The organism is Actinoplanes sp. GCM10030250, assembly GCF_042666575.1.
Classification (GTDB): Bacteria; Actinomycetota; Actinomycetes; order Mycobacteriales; family Micromonosporaceae; genus Actinoplanes.
On the sequence record NZ_JBHTDO010000064.1, the window covers coordinates 1 to 17437 of the forward strand.

A 17437-nucleotide genomic window follows, 5' to 3' on the forward strand; every position below is an offset into this window, starting at 1 on the left:
CCCCGCCCCCGCCCCCGCCCGGCTCGCCCCGGCCCGTCCCGCCCCGCCCCGACCCGACCCGCAGCGATCTTGTGAACTTCACGCACCCCGTTCATGCACATCCACACAAGATCGCGGTGGGGAGCGGCAAAAAGGGCAGCCAAGCGAAACGCCGGCCCCGGCCGAAGCCGGAGCCGGCGCTCCACGTCCACGCGCACCCCCGTCGCATGGACCCCTCACACAACCGAGCTCAGCCGAAGCGACCGGTGATGTAGTCCTCGGTCTTCTTCTGGGTGGGGTTGCTGAAGATCTTCTGGGTGTCGTCGTACTCGATCAGGCGGCCCGGGTCCCCGGTCTTGTCGATCGAGAAGAAGCCGGTCTTGTCGCTGACGCGCGCGGCCTGCTGCATGTTGTGCGTGACGATGATGATCGTGAAGCGGTCCTTCAGCTTGAACATCAGGTCCTCGATCGCCAGCGTCGAGATCGGGTCGAGCGCCGAGCAGGGCTCGTCCATGAGCACGACCTGCGGCTCGACCGCGATGGTGCGGGCGATGCAGAGGCGCTGCTGCTGACCGCCGGAGAGGCCGGCGCCGGGACGGTCGAGGCGGTCCTTGACCTCGTCCCAGAGGTTCGCGGAGCGCAGTGACTTCTCGGCCGCCTCGTCGAGCAGGGCCTTCTTCTTGACGCCGTTCAGCTTGAGCCCGGCCACCGCGTTCTCGTAGATCGACATGGTGGGGAACGGGTTCGGGCGCTGGAAGACCATGCCGATCATGCGACGTACGGCCGTGACGTCCACGTCCGCGTCGTAGATGTTCTGGTCGTCGATGGTGAGGCTGCCCTCGATGCGGGCGTTCGGCAGGACCTCGTGCATGCGGTTGATGGACCGCAGGAACGTGGACTTGCCGCAGCCCGAGGGGCCGATCAACGCGGTGATCGTCTTCGGTTCGACGGCCATCGAGACGCTGTCGATCGCCTTGAAGGAGCCGTAGTAGGACGAGACGTTGCTCGCCTCGATGCGCTTGGCCATGGATGACACCTCTTAACGGGACAGCTTGTTGCGGCGGGCGAGCAGCTTGGCGGCGATGGTCAGGATCAGCACGAGCGCCACCAGGGTGAGCGCTGCCGTCCAGGCCCGGGCCGGGGCGTACCGGGAGGCGTCGCCCGCCTGCTGGTACACGTAGAGCGCCAGCGACTGCTGGTTTCCGGCGAACGGGTCGAAGTTGATCGCCGCGGCGCCGCCGGCGACCAGGAGCACCGGGGCGGTCTCGCCGGCCGCGCGGGCGATGGCGAGCATGACACCGGTGACGATGCCGGGCAGGGCGGTGGGCAGAACCACCTTCAGGATGGTCTTCCATTGCGGTACGCCCAGTGCGTACGCGCCTTCCCGCAAGGGTCCCGGCACCAGGCGCAGCATCTCCTCGGTGGACCGGACGATCGTGGGCAGCATCAGTACGGTCAGCGCCAGCGCGGCGGCGAACCCGGAGAAGCGCGGCTGCCCGTCGTTGAACCACGGGCTGACGATCAGCACCCAGAAGGAGAGGATGAACAGACCGGCCACGATCGACGGGATACCGGTCATGACGTCCACGAAGAACCGGACCGTGTCGGCGAACCGGCCCCGGCCGTACTCGACCAGGTAGATCGCACCGAGTACGCCCAGCGGCACCGCGATCAGCGTGGCGATACCGACCTGCTCCAGCGTGCCGATGATCGCGTGGTAGGCGCCACCCTCGGGGTCACGCGCACCGATGTTGTTCATCGAGGTGCCGAAGAAGTTGCCGTCGAGGCGCTCGAAGCCCTTGGAGACGAGCGTCCAGACCACCGAGGCGAGCGGCAGGATCGCCAGGATGCAGGCGGCGTAGATCAGCGACTGCATGGTCCGGTTGCGGGCCGGCCGCTTGCCCTCGATCCGGCTCGCCACGACGTAGAGGCCGGCCAGGTAGAAGACGGCACCCACGACGATGACCAGCACCCAGTTGCCGACGCCGGTACCGAGCACCAGAACAGCGGCGACCGCGAACGCCACCACCGCGACGATCAGGTTGGTGACCAGCGGAAGCTTGCGGGTGCGGATGTTGTCCGGCGTCATGACGACCCCGGAAAGCTCACGCTCCAAGAGGCTCATGCCGATACTCCAGAACTGGGTCTGATGGTTCGTTCGCTGGGCTTTCTCATGCGGCACTGTCCCGGAACTCGCGACGGCGGTAGATGATCGCCCGCGCCGTCATGTTGACCACCAGAGTGATCGCGAAGAGCACCAGGCCGGAGGCGATCAGCGCGCCGCGTCCGGTCGCGTTGGCCTCGCCGAAGGTGTTCGCGATGTTGGCGGCGATGGAGTTGCCGCCGTTCTGGATCAGGTTGAACGAGATGTTGAAGGTGATGCCGAGGGTCAGCGCGAGCGCGATGGTCTCGCCGAGCGCGCGGCCGAGGCCGAGCATCACGGCGGCGATCACGCCGGGCTTGCCGTACGGCAGGACCGCGGTGCGGATCATCTCCCAGCGGGTGGCGCCGAGTGCCAGCGCCGCCTCCTCGTTCATGCCGGGGGTCTGCTGGAAGACCTCGCGGGAGAGGGAGGTGACGATCGGCAGGACCATGATGGCCAGGACCAGGCCACCGAGCATGATCGACTGTCCGAACGGGCCTTCACCGCCGAAGATCGGGATCCAGCCGAAGTATTCGTTGAGCCAGATCGAGAAGTCGCGGACCGGCTGCTGGAGAACGTCGCGGCCCCAGAGACCGAAGACCACACTGGGTACGGCGGCCAGAAGGTCGATCACGAAGCCCAGCGGGGTGGCCAGCCGCCGCGGCGCGTAGTGCGACAGGAAGAGCGCGATGGCCAGCGCGATCGGCACCGCGATGATCAGTGCGATGACCGAGCTGAGCACGGTGCCGAAGGCGAGGGCCGCGATGCCGAACACCGGCTGGGTGTCGTTCGGGAACCACGTCTTCTCGGTGAGGAAGTTGGCGGTGTTGGCGTCGAGGGCGGGTATCGCCTTGGAAACCAGGAAGACCGCGATGGCCACGATGATGACCAGCACCATCGCACCGGCAGCCGTGGAGAGGCCGCGGAAACCCGTCTCGATCGAGAACTTGGTCTTCTTGGGCAGGGCGCCACCGCCGCCCAGCGGGGGCTCTTCGAAACTGCTCGGGGATGCACCGGAGCCGGCGCCCCGGGCGTGACGTCCTGTCACGCCCGAGTCGCCGGCGGTGGCGTTCACCGAGCGTGAGGGGTAATCACCCATCTACGCGCTCGCTGTCGTCTCGGAGGGGTTTGACGGGCAGTCAGGAGATCGCGGCGACCGAGGTCTCGACCTTGGCGCGCAGCGTCTCGGGGAGCGGGGCGTAACCCAGCTCAGCGAGAGCGGTCTGGCCCGCCGTGCTCGAGGTGTACTTCAGGAAGGACTGGATCTCCTTGGCCTTGGCGCTGCCCTTGCTGCAGGCGATCTCGTAGGTCACCAGCACGATCGGGTACGCGCCCGCGGTGGTGGTGGCGTAGTCGAGCTCCAGCGCGAGGTCACCGTCGGTGCCCTTGACCGTGGCGTTCTCGAAGGTCTTGCCGGCGCTCTCACCGGACAGCTCGACGTACTCGCCGGCGCCGTTCTTGATCTTCGCCTTCTGCAGGTCGCTGTTCTCGGCGAACGAGAGCTCGACGTAGGAGATGGTGTTCGGGGTGCTCTTCACCTTGGTGGCCACGCCGTCCGACTTGGCGGCACCGGTGCCGCCGGGAGCCTTCCACGCCTTGGCGTTGCCGAAGCCCCAGTCGGCCTCGGCGGTCTTGCTGAGGTACTTGGTGAAGTTGTCGGTGGTGCCGGACTCGTCCGAGCGGTGCACCGTCTCGATCGTGGCGTCCGGCAGCTTGGCGCCGCTGTTCTCGCCCGCGATGGCGGCGTCGTTCCACTTGGTGATCTTGCCAGCGAAGATCTTGGCCAGCGTGGAGGACGACAGCTGGAGGCCGTCGGCGCCGTCGACGTTGTAGACGACAGCGATCGGGCCGATGACCATCGGGAGGTTGAGGGCCTTGCCGCCGGCGCACTTGGCGTCGGCCTGCGCGACCTCCTCCTCCTTGAGGGCGGAGTCGGAGCCGGCGAAGTCGGCGGTACCGGCGATGAACGCCTCGATACCCGCACCGGAGCCGGTGCCCTGGTAGTCGATCTTGGCGTCGGCGCACTGACCCTGGTACGCCTTGATCCACTCGTCCATGGCGTTCTTCTGGGCGGTGGAGCCCTGCGCTGTAAGGCTGCCGCTGACGCAGTTACCCGGGGCGGCGGAAGTGCCGCTGCCGGCCGCCGGCTCGTTGTTGTCGGAGCCGCACGCGGTGAGCGCGATCGTCGCAGTCAAAGCAATGCCGGCCACGAAACCGGACCGCTGGAGCTTCACGGTAGTCCCTCTCAGGTTTTGCGCCGGTCTCTCACCGGCTCACAACGGGAAAGCTAAGAGCGCGAAGTGACTGCTTCACCGGTCGCAAATGAACTGGGGGTGAACACGTCGGCCCCAGCAGGTAGCCATCCACCGAGGGACAGTTGTCCGTTAAGTGAACCGCGCCCCCACCACCCGATATGCCGGATATTCCCGTCGTGCCGTGACCGCAGCGAGACCTCAGCTTGTCCGGCGCGTGACCGAATCCAGCCGGACACTACCTATCGGAGCCGCTCGATAACCGAGGGTGTTGAGTGACCGCGGCCACTCTCATGAGCCGGACGGGCGGCGCGGTCCGGAGTGGGCACAAGGTCCGCCCGGGACGAGATGGCGGAACACAGCGTCGGCCGTACCAAAAAGAACGAAGCGCAAGCAGATCGCTCAGGCCCGCTGATAAGCCACATCGGTTTTGTGGACCGTGAAGTCGAGGCGGCGGTAGAGGGCGACCGCGGCGGGGTTCGACTCGTCGACATAGAGGCTGGCCACCGTCAGGCCGGCGCCCGCGAGATGGCGCAGGCCCGCCACGCTCAGCGCGGCACCCAGCCCCCGCCGGTGCCCGGCCGGATCGACGCCCAGCACGTAGATCTCACCGATCGCCGGATCGTCACCGGCGGCCGGGTGGACCTTGGTCCAGTGGAAACCGAGCAGCGTGCCCGCGACGTCGACGGCGAGAAGGAAGCCCTCCGGGTCGAACCACGGCTCCTCCTCGCGGGTCCGCAGGTCGTCGAGCGTCCAGCGGCCCTGCTCCGGGTGGTGCGCGAAGGCGCGGGCGTTGACCTCGAGCCAGGCCTTCTCGTCGGCGCCGGGGCTGAAGGCACGCAGCGTGACGCCGTCGGGCAGGGGGATGTCGGGCAGCGGTTCGAGCAAGGAGCGGCGCATCTGCCAGAGCACCCGGGTCCGGGCGAAGCCGTTGCGCTGCGCGAAGGCGGCGGCGCCGGGATCGTCACCGTGCGCCCAGAACCCCAGCGGGCCGGTGCCGGCGGCCGCGAGCAGGCCCGTGCCATGGCCTCGGCGGCGGAACTGCGGGTGGACGACGAGTTCGCCGCCCTCGGGGCCGGCGACGAACGCGTATCCGGCCAGGCGGTCGCCGGCGTAGGCGAGCAGATGCCTGCCGTCGTGCGGGACGTCGCCGCGGACGCGGAGCACGACGTCCTCGGAGAGCGGGTGGACGCCGTCCAGTTCGCCCGCGGCCGCGGCCAGAGCGAGAACGTCGTCCATCTCGGACGCGGACAGCCGGCCCGCGGAACGGACCGGCTGTTCGATCGTCATGCGATGCCCGTCATGTGAAGACCGTCAGACGGGAAGGGAGACGGGCTCGTTGTCGGGCAGCTGGCGGCCCGACGGCGGGGTGACGAACTTGTAGCCCACCTGGCGCACGGTGCCGATCATCGACTCGTACTCCGAGCCCAGCTTGGCGCGCAGACGCCTGACGTGCACGTCGACGGTGCGGGTGCCACCGAAGTAGTCGTAGCCCCAGACCTCGCGCAGCAGCTGGTCGCGGGTGAAGACCCGGCCCGGGTGCTGGGCGAGGAACTTGAGGAGCTCGAACTCCTTGTAGGTGAGGTCCAGCGGGCGGCCCTTGAGCTTGGCCGCATAGGTGTCCGGGTCGATGTTGAGCTCGCCGGCCCGGATCGAGCCACCGGCACCGGCCGTCGCGTTGTTGAGACGGCCGACGCAGAGCCGCAGGCGCGCCTCCACCTCGGCGGGACCCGCACTGGCCAGGATGACGTCGTCGACGCCCCAGTCAGCGTTGAGCGCGATCAGGCCGGCCTCGGTGACGACCGCGAGCAGCGGGACGCCGATGCCCGTGGCGTGCAGCATCCGGCACGTCGCGCGTGCCTCGGAGAGCTCGGAACGTGCGTCCACCAGCACGGCGTCGGGGCTCGGCCCGGAAACCAGGGTGCGGACGTCACGGGGGGCGGTGCGTACTGAGTGGGGGAGAAGGTCCAGGGCGGGCAGCACTGCGGAAGGCTCACCAGCACGAGCCGTCACGAGCAGAAGGATCTCCACACTCACCTCCGTCCTCGCGGCACTGGGCCGCTCGGGTGACCCGGTCTGCGCAGCTCTGGGCTTCGCCACCGGAGAAACTGGGGCCCGGCGTCACCGACGGGTGGGTTGCGCTCACCTTAACCGATGCTTCGGGCCTGTTGCCCTGGTCGCAACGGCAAGTGACGTAGAGAACGCTCGCACGGTGACCGAACGGCCTATTCGTAACCAGCCTTTTACCTGACCCGCCCACCGAGCCGGGTGTGACGCGGCGCAGCGATTGGGACGACGGTCACCGGTCTGGCACGATCGCAGGCGTGTTCCCCTCCATGCCGCAGGACGACGCCTGGGATGCCGAAGCCTCCCAGCAGGTCGCACGAGCGAACCCGGGCCGGCCGAAGGCCGGGTTCTACGGCGCTGTCCCGGAGGAGGAAGAGGACGACCGCCCATCGAGCGACTCCGGTGACGAGGACGAGTTCGAGGAGATCGAGGTCGTCCCGGTCCGGCCACAGCTGTCGGTCGCGATCGGCGGGTTCGCCGCTCTCCTCGCGATCGCCCTGGGCCTCGGTGCCCAGATCACCGGACCGGACGGCCGCCTGTCGTACGCGATCGTGCTCTTCGGTGTGCAGTTGCTCTGTCTGCTGGCCTGGATGATGGCGCTGCACCCGCCGGCGCCCGCCGCCACCGCCGGTGTGGTCGCGATCGCCGCGCTGGCCGCCGACTACCTGGCCGTGACGAGCGAGCCCGCCCAGGTGATGCCGCTGCTCTGGGTCGCCCTCGGCGGTTTCCTGATCGCGGTCACCGGACAGTTCCTCCGTCCTCAGGACCGGCAGCGGGCCAAGGACACGTGGCGGACCACCCTGCTGATAGTGATCGGCGTCGTGGCGTACGCGATCCTGATCGTGCTCACCCGGCAGCCGGTCGGCGCCCAGGCGATCCTGGTGTGCTGCACGGGCGCCGGGGTGGCCCTGCTGATCGCCCGGGTGACCGACGCGGTGTTCCCCAAGCCCAGGATCGCGGCGCAGGTGGCTCGTGGCGCGGCGGGCATCGTGCTCGGCGCGATGCTCGGCACGCTCTCCTCCGCGATGCTCGGCAGCTACCTGGTGCTGCCGTTCACCCCGGCCAAGGGCGCGGTGCTCGGCCTGGTCGCGGCGGTCGCGGCGATCCTCATCGACCTGGCGGTCAACTTCGGCGAGGCGGGACGCCGGCTCGCCGGTGACGCGCCGACGTTCTGGCTGGCCCGGCACATGCAGGGCCCCCTCGGCGGGTTCGCGCTCACCGCGGCCGCGGCGTGGGCGCTGGTCCAGGTCTATCTCACCTGAACCTGTTAAAGCTTGAAACTGCCAACTCAGGCGCCTCATCCGTTTCGATGAACCCACAGCGCGGGAATGTACGGTCCCCAAGTCAGGTGGGAAGACCGGGAGGACAAGTGGCCGAGGTGTACGAAACGGACCGTCCGCGCCGTCACCGGGGCCGTGCGCTCCTTGTCGTGCTGCTGGTGTTGCTGGTGCTGCTGGCCGTCGGCCTGGTCGCGCTGGATCGATTCGGCGCGTCGTATGCCGAGCGTGTCCTCGCCGACCGGGTGGCCGAGGAGGTGCGCAACCAGAAGTCCACGAGCGGGCAGCCCGAGGTGACGATCGCCGGCGTGCCGTTCCTCACCCAGGTCCTGGCCGGTGACTACCAGGAGATCCACATCGAGGTGCCGGACCTCACCACTCCGACGGGCACCGGTGAGACCGTCGCGATGGCGCTGCTGGACATCCGTGCCAAGGACGTGAACGCACCGCTCGACACGCTGCGCACCGGCCAGGGCGACGTGGTCGCCGACTCGGTGACCGGCACCGGCACGGTCGAGTTCGCACAGCTGACCGGGCTGGTCGGCCCGGAGGGCGCGAAGCTGTCCGAGAAGGACGGCAAGCTGATCGGCTCGGTTCCGGTCAAGATCCCCGGCCAGAACTCGCTCGAGCTCTCCGGCACCGCCGCACTCACCGTCGACAACGGCACGGTACGCGTGCGTTTCTCCGACGTAACGGCGCCGGACCTGCCGGACAACCCGCTGATCCAGAACCTGGTCAGCTCGTACGCCGAACAGCTCGCCTTCGACCTGGCCGTACCCGAGTTGCCGTTGAACCTGGTCCTGCAGGATGTTCAGGTGCTGCCGGAGGGCCTGAAGGTGACCGCCGCCGCACAGAAGGTGACCCTCTCCGCGGGTGGTGTCTGACAACACACAGCCATCACGCGTTCCCGGATGGTGGTCGGTGCTGTTCCGCGGTGTGGGCCCACTGGTAGTGTCGCTTCCCATGAGCCTGTTGCTCACGAAAAGGCGCGCGGTCGACCTGTGCCGCGTGGCCGCGTGCCTGTGTCGCCCTGTCAACTGACGGGGCCACTCGGTGCTGAGCACCTCCTCTTCAAGCTCTGTTTGACCCAGAGCCCCCAGGGCAACATCTTGCCCGGCAGTGGCGCCGTCGCACAGCAGCCCGTGATCCCACCTATCCATGGGTCCGCGCGGAGTGCGACACACACACTTCCGTGCGCTGACTCTCCCCTCACCCACCATCAGGGAGTGAATCGATGAGTCGCGACACCGCACTCGTATCGGCCGACTGGGCCGAGCAGAACCTGGAGACGCCAGGCCTGGTCTTCGTCGAGGTCGACGAGGACACCACGGCTTACGACGGCGGCCACATCCCGGGCGCCATCAAGATCGACTGGAAGCAGGACCTGCAGGACCCGGTCCGGCGCGACTTCGTGAACCGGGAGCAGTTCTCCGCGCTGCTCTCCGAGCGCGGCATCTCCAACGACGACACCGTGATCCTCTACGGCGGTAACAACAACTGGTTCGCCGCGTACGCGTACTGGTACTTCAAGCTCTACGGCCACGAGTCGGTCAAGCTGCTCGACGGTGGCCGCAAGAAGTGGGAGCTGGACGCCCGCCCGTACACCAAGGATGTTCCGGTCCGCACGAAGGCCGTCTACAACGCCAAGGAGCCGGATCTGGAGATCCGCGCCTTCCGCGACGAGGTCGTCCAGGCCATCGGCGTGAAGAACCTGATCGACGTGCGCAGCCCCGACGAGTTCGCCGGTCGCCTGCTCGCACCGGCCCACCTTCCGCAGGAGCAGTCGCAGCGGGCCGGCCATATCCCGACCGCACTCAGCGTGCCGTGGAGCAAGGCCGCGAACGAGGACGGCACCTTCAAGTCGGACGAGGAACTCGCCAAGATCTACGGCGAGGCCGGGCTGGACGGCACCAAGGACACCATCGCCTACTGCCGCATCGGCGAGCGCTCCTCGCACAGCTGGTTCGTGCTCAAGGAGCTGCTCGGCCACGAGAACGTCAAGAACTACGACGGCTCCTGGACCGAGTACGGCTCGCTCATCGGTGTGCCGATCGCCCTCGGCGACGAACCCGGGAAGGCGTGATCATCATGACTTCTCCGTCTGCCAACGTCGCGGCCGGTTGCGCCGCTCCTGACCAGTCCGCGCCCCTCCCCAGCAGCGTGGACCTGGAGAAGGAGACGGTCATCACCGGTCTCGTCCGCAACGCCGAGGGTGAGCCGGTCGGCGGTGCCTACGTGCGCCTGCTCGACGGCTCCGGCGAGTTCACCGCCGAGGTCGTCTCCTCGCCGGAGGGCGTGTTCCGCTTCTTCGCCGCGCCCGGCTCCTGGACCGTGCGGGCGCTGAGCCGACACGGCAACGGCGAGCTCGCTGTCGACGCCGCCCGCGGTGTCAACGAGATCGCGCTGAACGTCGCGACTGCCTGATCGCTCACGCTCTGTTAAAAGGGCGGGTTCCCCTCGGGGAACCCGCCCTTTCAAGCATTACTGGAGGCTGTGACCACCACCGCGTCCGGCGGGATCTCCGGGCGGCGCCGGGACAGCCGCCGCACACCGGTGTTGAGGACCGCGATCAGCGGCACCGAGACCAGCGCGCCGATGATGCCGGCCAGCACCACACCGCAGGCGATCCCGATGATCACCGCGAGCGGATGGATGGCCACCGCCCGGCCCATGATCAGGGGCTGGAGCACGTGGCCCTCGACCTGCTGCACCAGGATGACCGCGCCGAACGTGATGAGCGCGACCACCCATCCCTCGTCGACGAGCGCCACCAGGACCGCGACGGCGCCGGAGACGCTCGCACCGACGATCGGGATGAACGCGCCGAGGAAGACCAGCGCGGCGAGCGGGAACGCGAACTCGACCTCGAGGATCGTCAGGGCCAGGCCGATGCCGAGCGCGTCGATGAAGGCCACCAGCACGGTGGCGCGTACGTAGGAGCCGAGCGTCGCCCAGGAGGCGTCACCGGCGTCGGCAAGCGACCAGCGGGCGTTGACCGGGAAGAGCCGGACGATGAAGCGCCAGATCTTGCGGCCGTCCCGCAGGAAGAAGAAGGTCGCGAAGATCACCAGCAGCAGGCCGGTGACCAGCTCCGCGATGGTGGCGACCGTGGCTATCCCCGTCGACGTCAGCGAGGCCGTGTTCGAGTTGATCCACTCCTGGCCGGAGTCAATCGCCTGGTCCACCTGGGCGTCGGAGAGGTGCAGCGGGCCGGTCCGCGCCCACTGCTGGATCTGCCGCACACCGGCGCTGGCGTTCTCGGTCAGCTTCGGCACACCCGCGATGAACTGGTTCACCACCAGCGTCAGGGTGCCGGCCACCGCGGCGATCCCGCCGACCATCACCAGGAACGTGGCGAGCGAGCGGGGCAACCGCATGCGCAGCAGCCAGCCGACCGCCGGGCCGAAGAGCGCGGAGAGCAGCAGCGCGATGGCCAGCGGGACGACCACCACGCTCACCGTGCCGATGACCCGCAGCACCACCCAGCCGATCACACCGACGACGATCAGCCGCCAGCTCCAGGCCGCGGCGATGCGCAACGAGTGCGGGACCTCGGCGTCGTCCTTGCTGGCGATCGAGCCGTGCACGACCTCCGGCTCGGGGGCCGGTGGGAGGAACTCGTCGTTGTCGTACCCCTCGCGCGCCGGAGCCTCGTCGGCACGGGTCAGCCGCACGGAGTCACGGCCGGAGTCGTAGGCCTTCTTCAGGTTGTCTCGGACCCGTTGGAAGCGGTTCAAACCGCGTACCCCCTCGACCGTCGTGATGCGCGGTAATCACCGTAGTGCTCAGGTGCCTCGTACGGCTCGTCGCCGGGCAGCCGGACCACGCGGAAAGCGGTGGAGGTCACCGGCGTACCGTCTGCGGTTGTGAGCACCGATGCCCGTACCGAGACCGGACTGCCGATCCGGATGCTGCACGACCGCGTCCTCGTCCGTCAGGACGGCAGCGAGGGCGAACGCCGATCGACAGCGGGCATCGTGATCCCCGCCACCGCGTCGATGGGCCGGCGGCTGTCCTGGGCCACCGCGGTCGGCGTCGGGCCGAACGTGCGGTCGATCGTGGTCGGCGACCGGGTGCTGTTCGACCCGGACGACCGCTCCGAGGTGGAGTTGCACGGCAAGGGATATGTGCTGCTCCGTGAGCGGGACGTGCACGCCGTGGCGGCCAACCGGGTCGAACCGGACGGGACCGGCCTCTACCTCTGAGGTGGGTAAGGCGGTGGATAGCCGCCGTATCCGTACCCCGCGTAGACCGGCGGGGGTGGCGGCGGTGCCATCCGCACCGGCACCGGCACGACCGGTTCCGGCGGCGGCGCCACGCTGCGCACCACCCCGTCCGGGAAGGTGATCCGGTAGTTCTGCCCGTCCCACCAGGCCTGCGGCATCTGCGGATCGCGCCCGGCGAAGACCGACCGGTAACTGGTGATCGCGGCGAGCAGCTCCCGCTCCTCCGCCGTGGCCTTCTCCAGCTCCCGCGGATGCTCGGAGAGGCCCCTCTGCATGCCGTCGCGGAGCAGCGCGAGCCGCGTCGAGGCGAACTGGAAGCTGCGCATCGCCCTGGTGCCGGCCGGCCCGGCGACCCGCTTGGCCCACTGCCGGGCGGAGTGCCGGCGGCCGAGGCTGGCCAGCGAGGCGACCTCCGGCGGCGAGAACCAGCCGGCGTACACGTAGTGGTGCAGCACCCGCTCGGCCAGGCGGCCCTCCCAGCTGCGCAACGCGATAGCGAAGCCGACCACGGCGAAGAAGAACGGCACCATGAAGCCGAGGTAGCCGTACAGCATGATCAGCGTCTCGCCGGTGGCCGCGGAGAGCGTCGGCAGCAGGTTGAACAGGCCGTGCAGGATCATCGCGGCGAGCAGGCCGGCGACCGGGGCGAGCCAGCGGACCGTCTTGTCGGCGGAGCGGGCCGCGATGCCCAGGCCGATGCCGGCCATCGAGGTGAAGAGCGGGTGCGCGAAGCCGGTGAAGAGGATCCGCACGATGAAGATCAGGAAGACGTTCTGCAGGCCGGTCGCCGGACCGTACTCGTCGGCGCCCGCGGCGTAGCCGTGCCCGCCGAGGTAGAGGACATTTTCCACCATGGCGAAGCCGAGCGCCGAGAGGCCGCAGTAGACGATGCCGTCGGTGATGCCCGACCACTCCACCCGGCGGCGCCAGAAGAGCAGGAACGGGCCGAGGACCTTCATCGACTCCTCGATGAAGGGCGCGACCAGGACCGCCACCAGCGCCTCGGGCAGGCCCATCTCGTCGAACAGGTAGGCGGCGCCGGTGTTGACCAGCAGGGCCACCGCGGTCGCCACGGCGGCACCCCAGGCGAAGCAGAAGACCAGGTATTTCACCGGCTCCGGCTCGTACCTGTCCAGCCAGGCGAAGGCGCTCGCCAGCAGCGGCACCGGCAGGATCGCCGCGGTCAGGCCGATGGCCAGGCCGGTGATGCCGATGCTGTAGCCCAGGAAGATCAGCATGCCGATGGCGGCAACGGCGATCAGCGTGATCACCGCGGTGACCGGCAGCCAGCGCCGCCAGCCGATCCGGCGCCCCGGGACCGGAGCCGCCGACGCGTCGGTTGCCAGCGGATATGGCGGGACCGGGTCAGGCGCGACCGTGTCAGGCCAGACCTGGGTGGCCGGCTCGGAACCTTGTGAGGGCCCGCCCGATGACGGCGGCGGGAAACCCTGCGAGGGGGCGGCCGGGTCGGACGACCCGGCCGGCGAGACGTCGGCCATGTCCGCCAGCGTAGTCACCGGGAGCGCACCGGATGTGCCCGAGGATCCCTCACCTTGATCGCCCGGGGCGCTTGCGGGCCTTGTGCGGGCGTCCGCGCCAGCCGATCGCGTCCCGGACCTGCCGGGTCGCCTCCGCGTACTCGATGCCGGTGGCCCGCAGCAGATCGGCGACAGCGGTACGGATCTGCGCCACCACCACCCCGCCCGAGTACCCGACACCCTCCTGGTACGCCCGCCCCGACTCGGACGCCGCCCGCAGCGCCCGCTCCCTGGTGGCCACCGGCTCGGCGCCCCGGTCCCACTCCTGGCGCAGCAGCTCCACCGCGTCGCCGAGGTGGCGGATCGAGGCCGGCAGCACGTCCGGGACCGGCTCGGCGTCGTTCAGGGCGGTCTGCGCCCGGCGGATCATCACGCGGACGTTGCGCAGACAGTAGGTGAGCTGGGCGGCACCCTCGACGTACTGTGCGAGGGCGCCGCGGGTCCGCCAGCGGGCCGGTGCGAACGCCACGTTCTCCCGGGCGGCCGTGATCGCGGTACGGAAGGCGTCGAACGTGCCCTCGGCCGCGCGCAGCCGTTCCAGGGCACCCTGCACCATCGCCGGGTCGGCCGCGGCCAGGCCCTTCGCGGCGTCGTGCAGCCCGTCGGTGAACGCGCGCAGTGCCGGATCGGCGGCCCGGCTGACCACGGTGAGCGGGTTGATCGGCAGCAGCACCGACATCACCGCGAGGGCGAGCCCGCCACCGATCAGCGCGTCGAAGAACCGGGTCCACGGCTGCTCGGTGGTCGAGGTGAGGGTGGCGACCAGGACCGCGGACGAGGCGGACTGCACGATCAGCGGCGCCCCGCCGCCCGCCACCGTGGCGACGAGCACGGCGAGCACCACGATCACGCCGATCTGCACGGGACCGGCACCGATCAGCAGGATGATCAGATCGCCGATGCCGATGCCGACCGCGACGCCGATCACCAGCTCGGTGGTGCGCCGCAGCCGCTGGCCCACCGAGGAACCCAGGGTGATCACGGCGGCGATCGGCGCGAAGAACGGCACCGGACGGCCGAACAGGTCGTGCGCCACGAACCAGGCCAGCCCGGCGGCGAGCCCGGCCTGCACCGCGAGCATCAGCCCGGCCCGGCCCCGGCCGAGGGCCACGGTGACCCGGTTGCCACCGATCATGGCCTCAACCTACGTGCCAGGATGCGGGGGTGACATCTTTGCCCGAACGTTTCCGGTCGGCGGCGCGGGGAGCCGGCGCCACCGCGGCCGACGCGGACCTCGACGCCGCCGCGCAGTACCTGCTGGGACGCTGGACCGAGCCGCAACGCCACTACCACGACGTGACGCACCTCGCGGCCGTCCTCGACGTGGTGGACGCCTACGCGGGCCTGGCACCCCACCCCGATCGGGTACGCCTGGCCGCCTGGATGCACGACGCGGTCTACGACCCGCGGGCGCTCGGCGACACGAACGAGCGGGACAGCGCCGAGTTCGCCGAAGGGCTTCTGCAGAGCCTCGGCACTCCGGCGGACGTGGCCGCCGAGGTGGCCCGGCTGGTCAGCCTGACCGCCGGGCACGCGACCGAAGAGGACGACCCGGACGGCGAACTGCTCTGCGACGCGGACCTGGCCATCCTCGCCACCGAGCCGGAGCGGTACGAGCGCTACACCGGCGCGATCCGCCGCGAGTACGCCCACGTCCCCGACGACGCGTTCCGGGCCGGCCGGACCCAGGTGCTGACCGCCCTGCTGGAACTCCCGTCGATCTACCGCCTGGACCCGATCCGCGAGGCCTGGGAGGAGACCGCCCGGGCCAACCTCAGGGCCGAACTGGAGACGCTCGCCTGACCAGGTGCTTCGGGCGGCGCAGTCCCGCCGCCCGAAGCCGGGCGGTGAGCTCCCGGGACGGCAGCAGCGTCGCGCCCAGCCAGAGCGCACTGGAGAATCGATACTCCGGAATGTCGTAATGGTCCCTGTCGAACGCCCTCCGCGGCGACCCGAGCATCTCCGCGAAGGCGTGCAGTTCGTCGTAGGACAGGTCGCTGACCAGGTGGGACCAGAGGTGGCCGCGGCCCGGCCAGAGCGGTTCGTCGACGAGGATCAAAGGTCGATCTCGAGTAGTTCCACCCGCCGGTCGGCGGCCAGGCCACGGACGTCCGGCGCGCCGATCCGGGCCGCGTCGGCAGTGGCGTCGTCGGGCATGGTCTGCGACTGCCGTTCGGCGGTCACCCGGGCCAGGTAGTGCTCGATCTCCTTCTGCCGCACGGTGGCGTCCCAGCCCAGTGCCTGGCCCATGATCTCGGCGGCGTGCGCCACCGACTCGGCGCCCCGGTGGGCGGTCTCGATGGAGACCCGGGTGCGGCGGGTGAGCACGTCGTCCAGGTGCAGCGCGCCCTCGGCCAGCGCCGCGTACGCCACCTCGGCCGCCAGGTATTCCGGAGCGCCGGCGAGCGGTGCGGCCAGCGCGGGCTCGGCGGCCATCATCGCGAGCAGATGGACGGTCAGCGTCCCGTACCTCTCCAGCAGGTGCTCGACCACGCCCGCGGTGACGCCGTGCCGCCGGGCCATGTCCTGACGGTCGCGCCAAGCGGCGGCGAAGCCGTCCGCGCCGAGCAGCGGAAGCTCGGCCGTCCGGGACGGCCGCACCGGGCCGCCGAGCCTGCGCACCGCCTGGTCGATGACGTCGGCGGCCATCACGCGATAGGTCGTGTACTTACCGCCCGCCACCAGCAGCAGGCCCAGCATCGGCTCGACCACCGCGTGCTCGCGGGAGAGCTTGGAGGTCGAGTCCGCCTCGCCGGAGAGCAGCGGGCGCAGCCCGGCGTAGACGCCCTCGATGTCGTCGGTGGTCAGCGGCCTGTCCAGCACCTCGTTGACCTGGTCGAGCAGGTATCGGATGTCACGGGCCGAAGCCGCCGGGTGGGACCGGTCGAGCTGCCAGTCGGTGTCGGTGGTGCCGATGATCCAGTGACCGCCCCACGGAATGACGAAGAGCACCGAGGTAGCCGTCCGCAGGATCAGCCCGGCCTCGCCGGTGATCGCCGAGCGCGGCACCACCAGGTGCACACCCTTGGAGGCGCGGACCCGGAAGCCGGGGCGGACGCCCACGTCACGCAGCATCTGCGACATGTCGTCACTCCAGACGCCGGTGGCGGCGACGACGGTCTTCGCCCGCACCTCGAACTCCGGCGAGCCCGGCGACTCCAGGTCGCGGACCTTCACGCCGACCACCTGGCGGGCCTCGCGCAGGAAGCCGGTGACCCGAGCGCTGGTGACCACGGCGGTGCCGAGGCTCGCCGCCGTCCGCGCGAGGTTGACCACCAGGCGCGCGTCGTCGACCTGACCGTCGAAGTAGCGGATCGCGCCGGCCACCCGGTCGGCGCGCAGGCTCGGGAAGAGACGGCGGGCACCGTCCCGGGTCAGGTGGCGGTGCAGCGGCATGCCCCGGCCGGCACCGAAGGCACCGGCGAAGACGTCATACGCCGCGACACCGAGGCCGTAGTAGGCGCGCTGCCAGGCACGCTGCGCCAGGTTGGCCGAGGGCAGCGGCACCAGGATCGGCACCGGGCGCACCAGGTGCGGCGCGAGCCGGGTGGCGAGCAGGCCGCGCTCGGTCAGCGCCTCGTGCACCAGGTGCAACTCGAGCTGCTCCAGGTAGCGCAGGCCGCCGTGGATCAGCTTGCTGGACCGGCTGGACGTGCCGGCGGCGAAGTCGCGCGCCTCGACCAGGGCGACCTTGAGACCACGGGAGGCGGCGTCCACCGCGGCGCCGGCGCCGGTGACCCCGCCGCCGATGACCAGGACGTCGAACTCCTCGTCACGCAGCCGGTGCAGGTCAGCGGTCCGCCGGATCGGAGAGAGACGACCGGCCGAGTAACGGGAGACGGAGGGTTCACGCACCCGTCCCACGTTAGCGCTTCGCCCGCTCACCCCGGCGAGGGAATCCTGGCCGGAAGGGGCCACCGCGATCAACCGTTTCCGATTCCCGCACGGCGGCCGC

18 protein-coding genes are annotated in these 17437 nt (G+C 70.0%); 7 read left to right on the forward strand and 11 right to left on the reverse strand.

Going from position 1 to position 17437, the window contains the following annotated elements; genetic code table 11:
* Positions 1–229: 229 nt before the first annotated feature.
* From pstB to ACFQV6_RS42955, 6 genes are all read right to left on the reverse strand, one after another.
* On the reverse strand, positions 230–1006 hold the full coding sequence (gene pstB / locus ACFQV6_RS42930; protein ID WP_378033497.1) for a phosphate ABC transporter ATP-binding protein PstB: 777 nt from the start codon (positions 1004–1006) through the stop codon (positions 230–232).
* 12 nt (positions 1007–1018) lie between these two features.
* Complete coding sequence (pstA, locus tag ACFQV6_RS42935; protein ID WP_378033498.1) at positions 1019–2104, reverse strand: phosphate ABC transporter permease PstA; 1086 nt, start codon at positions 2102–2104, stop codon at positions 1019–1021.
* 46 nt (positions 2105–2150) lie between these two features.
* The gene (pstC, locus tag ACFQV6_RS42940) at positions 2151–3221 is read right to left on the reverse strand and encodes a phosphate ABC transporter permease subunit PstC (RefSeq protein WP_378033499.1); all 1071 of its coding nucleotides are present in this window, start codon (positions 3219–3221) and stop codon (positions 2151–2153) included.
* A gap of 40 nt (positions 3222–3261) precedes the next feature.
* Entirely contained in the window at positions 3262–4356 is a 1095-nt protein-coding gene (gene pstS, locus ACFQV6_RS42945; protein WP_378033500.1) for a phosphate ABC transporter substrate-binding protein PstS, read from the reverse strand.
* Positions 4357–4776: 420 nt separating this feature from the next.
* The gene (gene mshD, locus ACFQV6_RS42950) at positions 4777–5664 is read right to left on the reverse strand and encodes a mycothiol synthase (protein WP_378033501.1); all 888 of its coding nucleotides are present in this window, start codon (positions 5662–5664) and stop codon (positions 4777–4779) included.
* A gap of 24 nt (positions 5665–5688) precedes the next feature.
* Positions 5689–6405 carry a winged-helix domain-containing protein gene (locus tag ACFQV6_RS42955; protein WP_378033502.1) on the reverse strand — a complete coding sequence of 239 codons (717 nt, stop codon included), beginning with the start codon at positions 6403–6405 and terminating at the stop codon, positions 5689–5691.
* Between the two features lie 305 nt (positions 6406–6710).
* Here ACFQV6_RS42955 and ACFQV6_RS42960 point away from each other — a divergent pair, with 305 nt between their 5' ends.
* The 5 genes from ACFQV6_RS42960 (at position 6711) to ACFQV6_RS42980 (ending at position 10142) form a co-directional block, all read left to right on the forward strand.
* Positions 6711–7703 (forward strand): hypothetical protein, encoded by a 993-nt coding sequence (locus tag ACFQV6_RS42960; RefSeq protein ID WP_378033517.1) that lies wholly within the window; start codon positions 6711–6713, stop codon positions 7701–7703.
* Positions 7704–7810: 107 nt separating this feature from the next.
* The gene (locus ACFQV6_RS42965) at positions 7811–8602 is read left to right on the forward strand and encodes a DUF2993 domain-containing protein (RefSeq protein ID WP_378033503.1); all 792 of its coding nucleotides are present in this window, start codon (positions 7811–7813) and stop codon (positions 8600–8602) included.
* A gap of 79 nt (positions 8603–8681) precedes the next feature.
* Positions 8682–8759: an Ms5788A family Cys-rich leader peptide gene (locus tag ACFQV6_RS42970; RefSeq protein WP_316248150.1), complete on the forward strand. Its 78-nt coding sequence runs from the start codon at positions 8682–8684 to the stop codon at positions 8757–8759.
* Positions 8760–8952: 193 nt separating this feature from the next.
* A complete protein-coding gene (locus ACFQV6_RS42975) occupies positions 8953–9801 on the forward strand; it encodes a sulfurtransferase (protein WP_378033504.1) in 849 nt (282 codons plus the stop codon).
* Between the two features lie 5 nt (positions 9802–9806).
* The gene (locus tag ACFQV6_RS42980; protein ID WP_378033505.1) at positions 9807–10142 is read left to right on the forward strand and encodes a DUF1416 domain-containing protein; all 336 of its coding nucleotides are present in this window, start codon (positions 9807–9809) and stop codon (positions 10140–10142) included.
* A gap of 50 nt (positions 10143–10192) precedes the next feature.
* Here ACFQV6_RS42980 and ACFQV6_RS42985 read toward each other — a convergent pair whose 3' ends face one another.
* A complete protein-coding gene (locus tag ACFQV6_RS42985; RefSeq protein ID WP_378033506.1) occupies positions 10193–11455 on the reverse strand; it encodes an AI-2E family transporter in 1263 nt (420 codons plus the stop codon).
* A 171-nt stretch (positions 11456–11626) separates the two neighbouring features.
* Between ACFQV6_RS42985 and ACFQV6_RS42990 the strand changes: the two genes are divergently transcribed.
* Positions 11627–11923, forward strand: a complete 297-nt coding sequence (locus ACFQV6_RS42990) for a GroES family chaperonin (RefSeq protein WP_378033518.1) — start codon at positions 11627–11629, stop codon at positions 11921–11923.
* On the opposite strand, the gene ACFQV6_RS42995 is transcribed toward ACFQV6_RS42990, so the two are convergent.
* Both ACFQV6_RS42995 and ACFQV6_RS43000 read right to left on the reverse strand, forming a co-directional pair.
* On the reverse strand, positions 11914–13443 hold the full coding sequence (locus ACFQV6_RS42995) for a PrsW family glutamic-type intramembrane protease (protein ID WP_378033507.1): 1530 nt from the start codon (positions 13441–13443) through the stop codon (positions 11914–11916). The two genes, ACFQV6_RS42990 and ACFQV6_RS42995, sit on opposite strands and share 10 nt — an antisense overlap.
* A gap of 49 nt (positions 13444–13492) precedes the next feature.
* Positions 13493–14617, reverse strand: coding sequence for an aromatic acid exporter family protein (locus ACFQV6_RS43000; RefSeq protein ID WP_378033508.1), 1125 nt, complete (start codon positions 14615–14617; stop codon positions 13493–13495).
* A gap of 29 nt (positions 14618–14646) precedes the next feature.
* Between ACFQV6_RS43000 and ACFQV6_RS43005 the strand changes: the two genes are divergently transcribed.
* Positions 14647–15285 carry a metal-dependent phosphohydrolase gene (locus ACFQV6_RS43005; protein ID WP_378033509.1) on the forward strand — a complete coding sequence of 213 codons (639 nt, stop codon included), beginning with the start codon at positions 14647–14649 and terminating at the stop codon, positions 15283–15285.
* Here the strand turns inward: ACFQV6_RS43005 and ACFQV6_RS43010 are convergent.
* Together ACFQV6_RS43010 and ACFQV6_RS43015 are read right to left on the reverse strand one after the other, a co-directional pair.
* On the reverse strand, positions 15257–15541 hold the full coding sequence (locus tag ACFQV6_RS43010) for a DUF4031 domain-containing protein (RefSeq protein WP_378033510.1): 285 nt from the start codon (positions 15539–15541) through the stop codon (positions 15257–15259). The genes ACFQV6_RS43005 and ACFQV6_RS43010 overlap by 29 nt on opposite strands.
* Positions 15538–17337, reverse strand: coding sequence for a glycerol-3-phosphate dehydrogenase/oxidase (locus ACFQV6_RS43015; protein ID WP_378033511.1), 1800 nt, complete (start codon positions 17335–17337; stop codon positions 15538–15540). The genes ACFQV6_RS43010 and ACFQV6_RS43015 overlap by 4 nt, the downstream gene beginning before the upstream one ends.
* Positions 17338–17437: the final 100 nt, after the last annotated feature.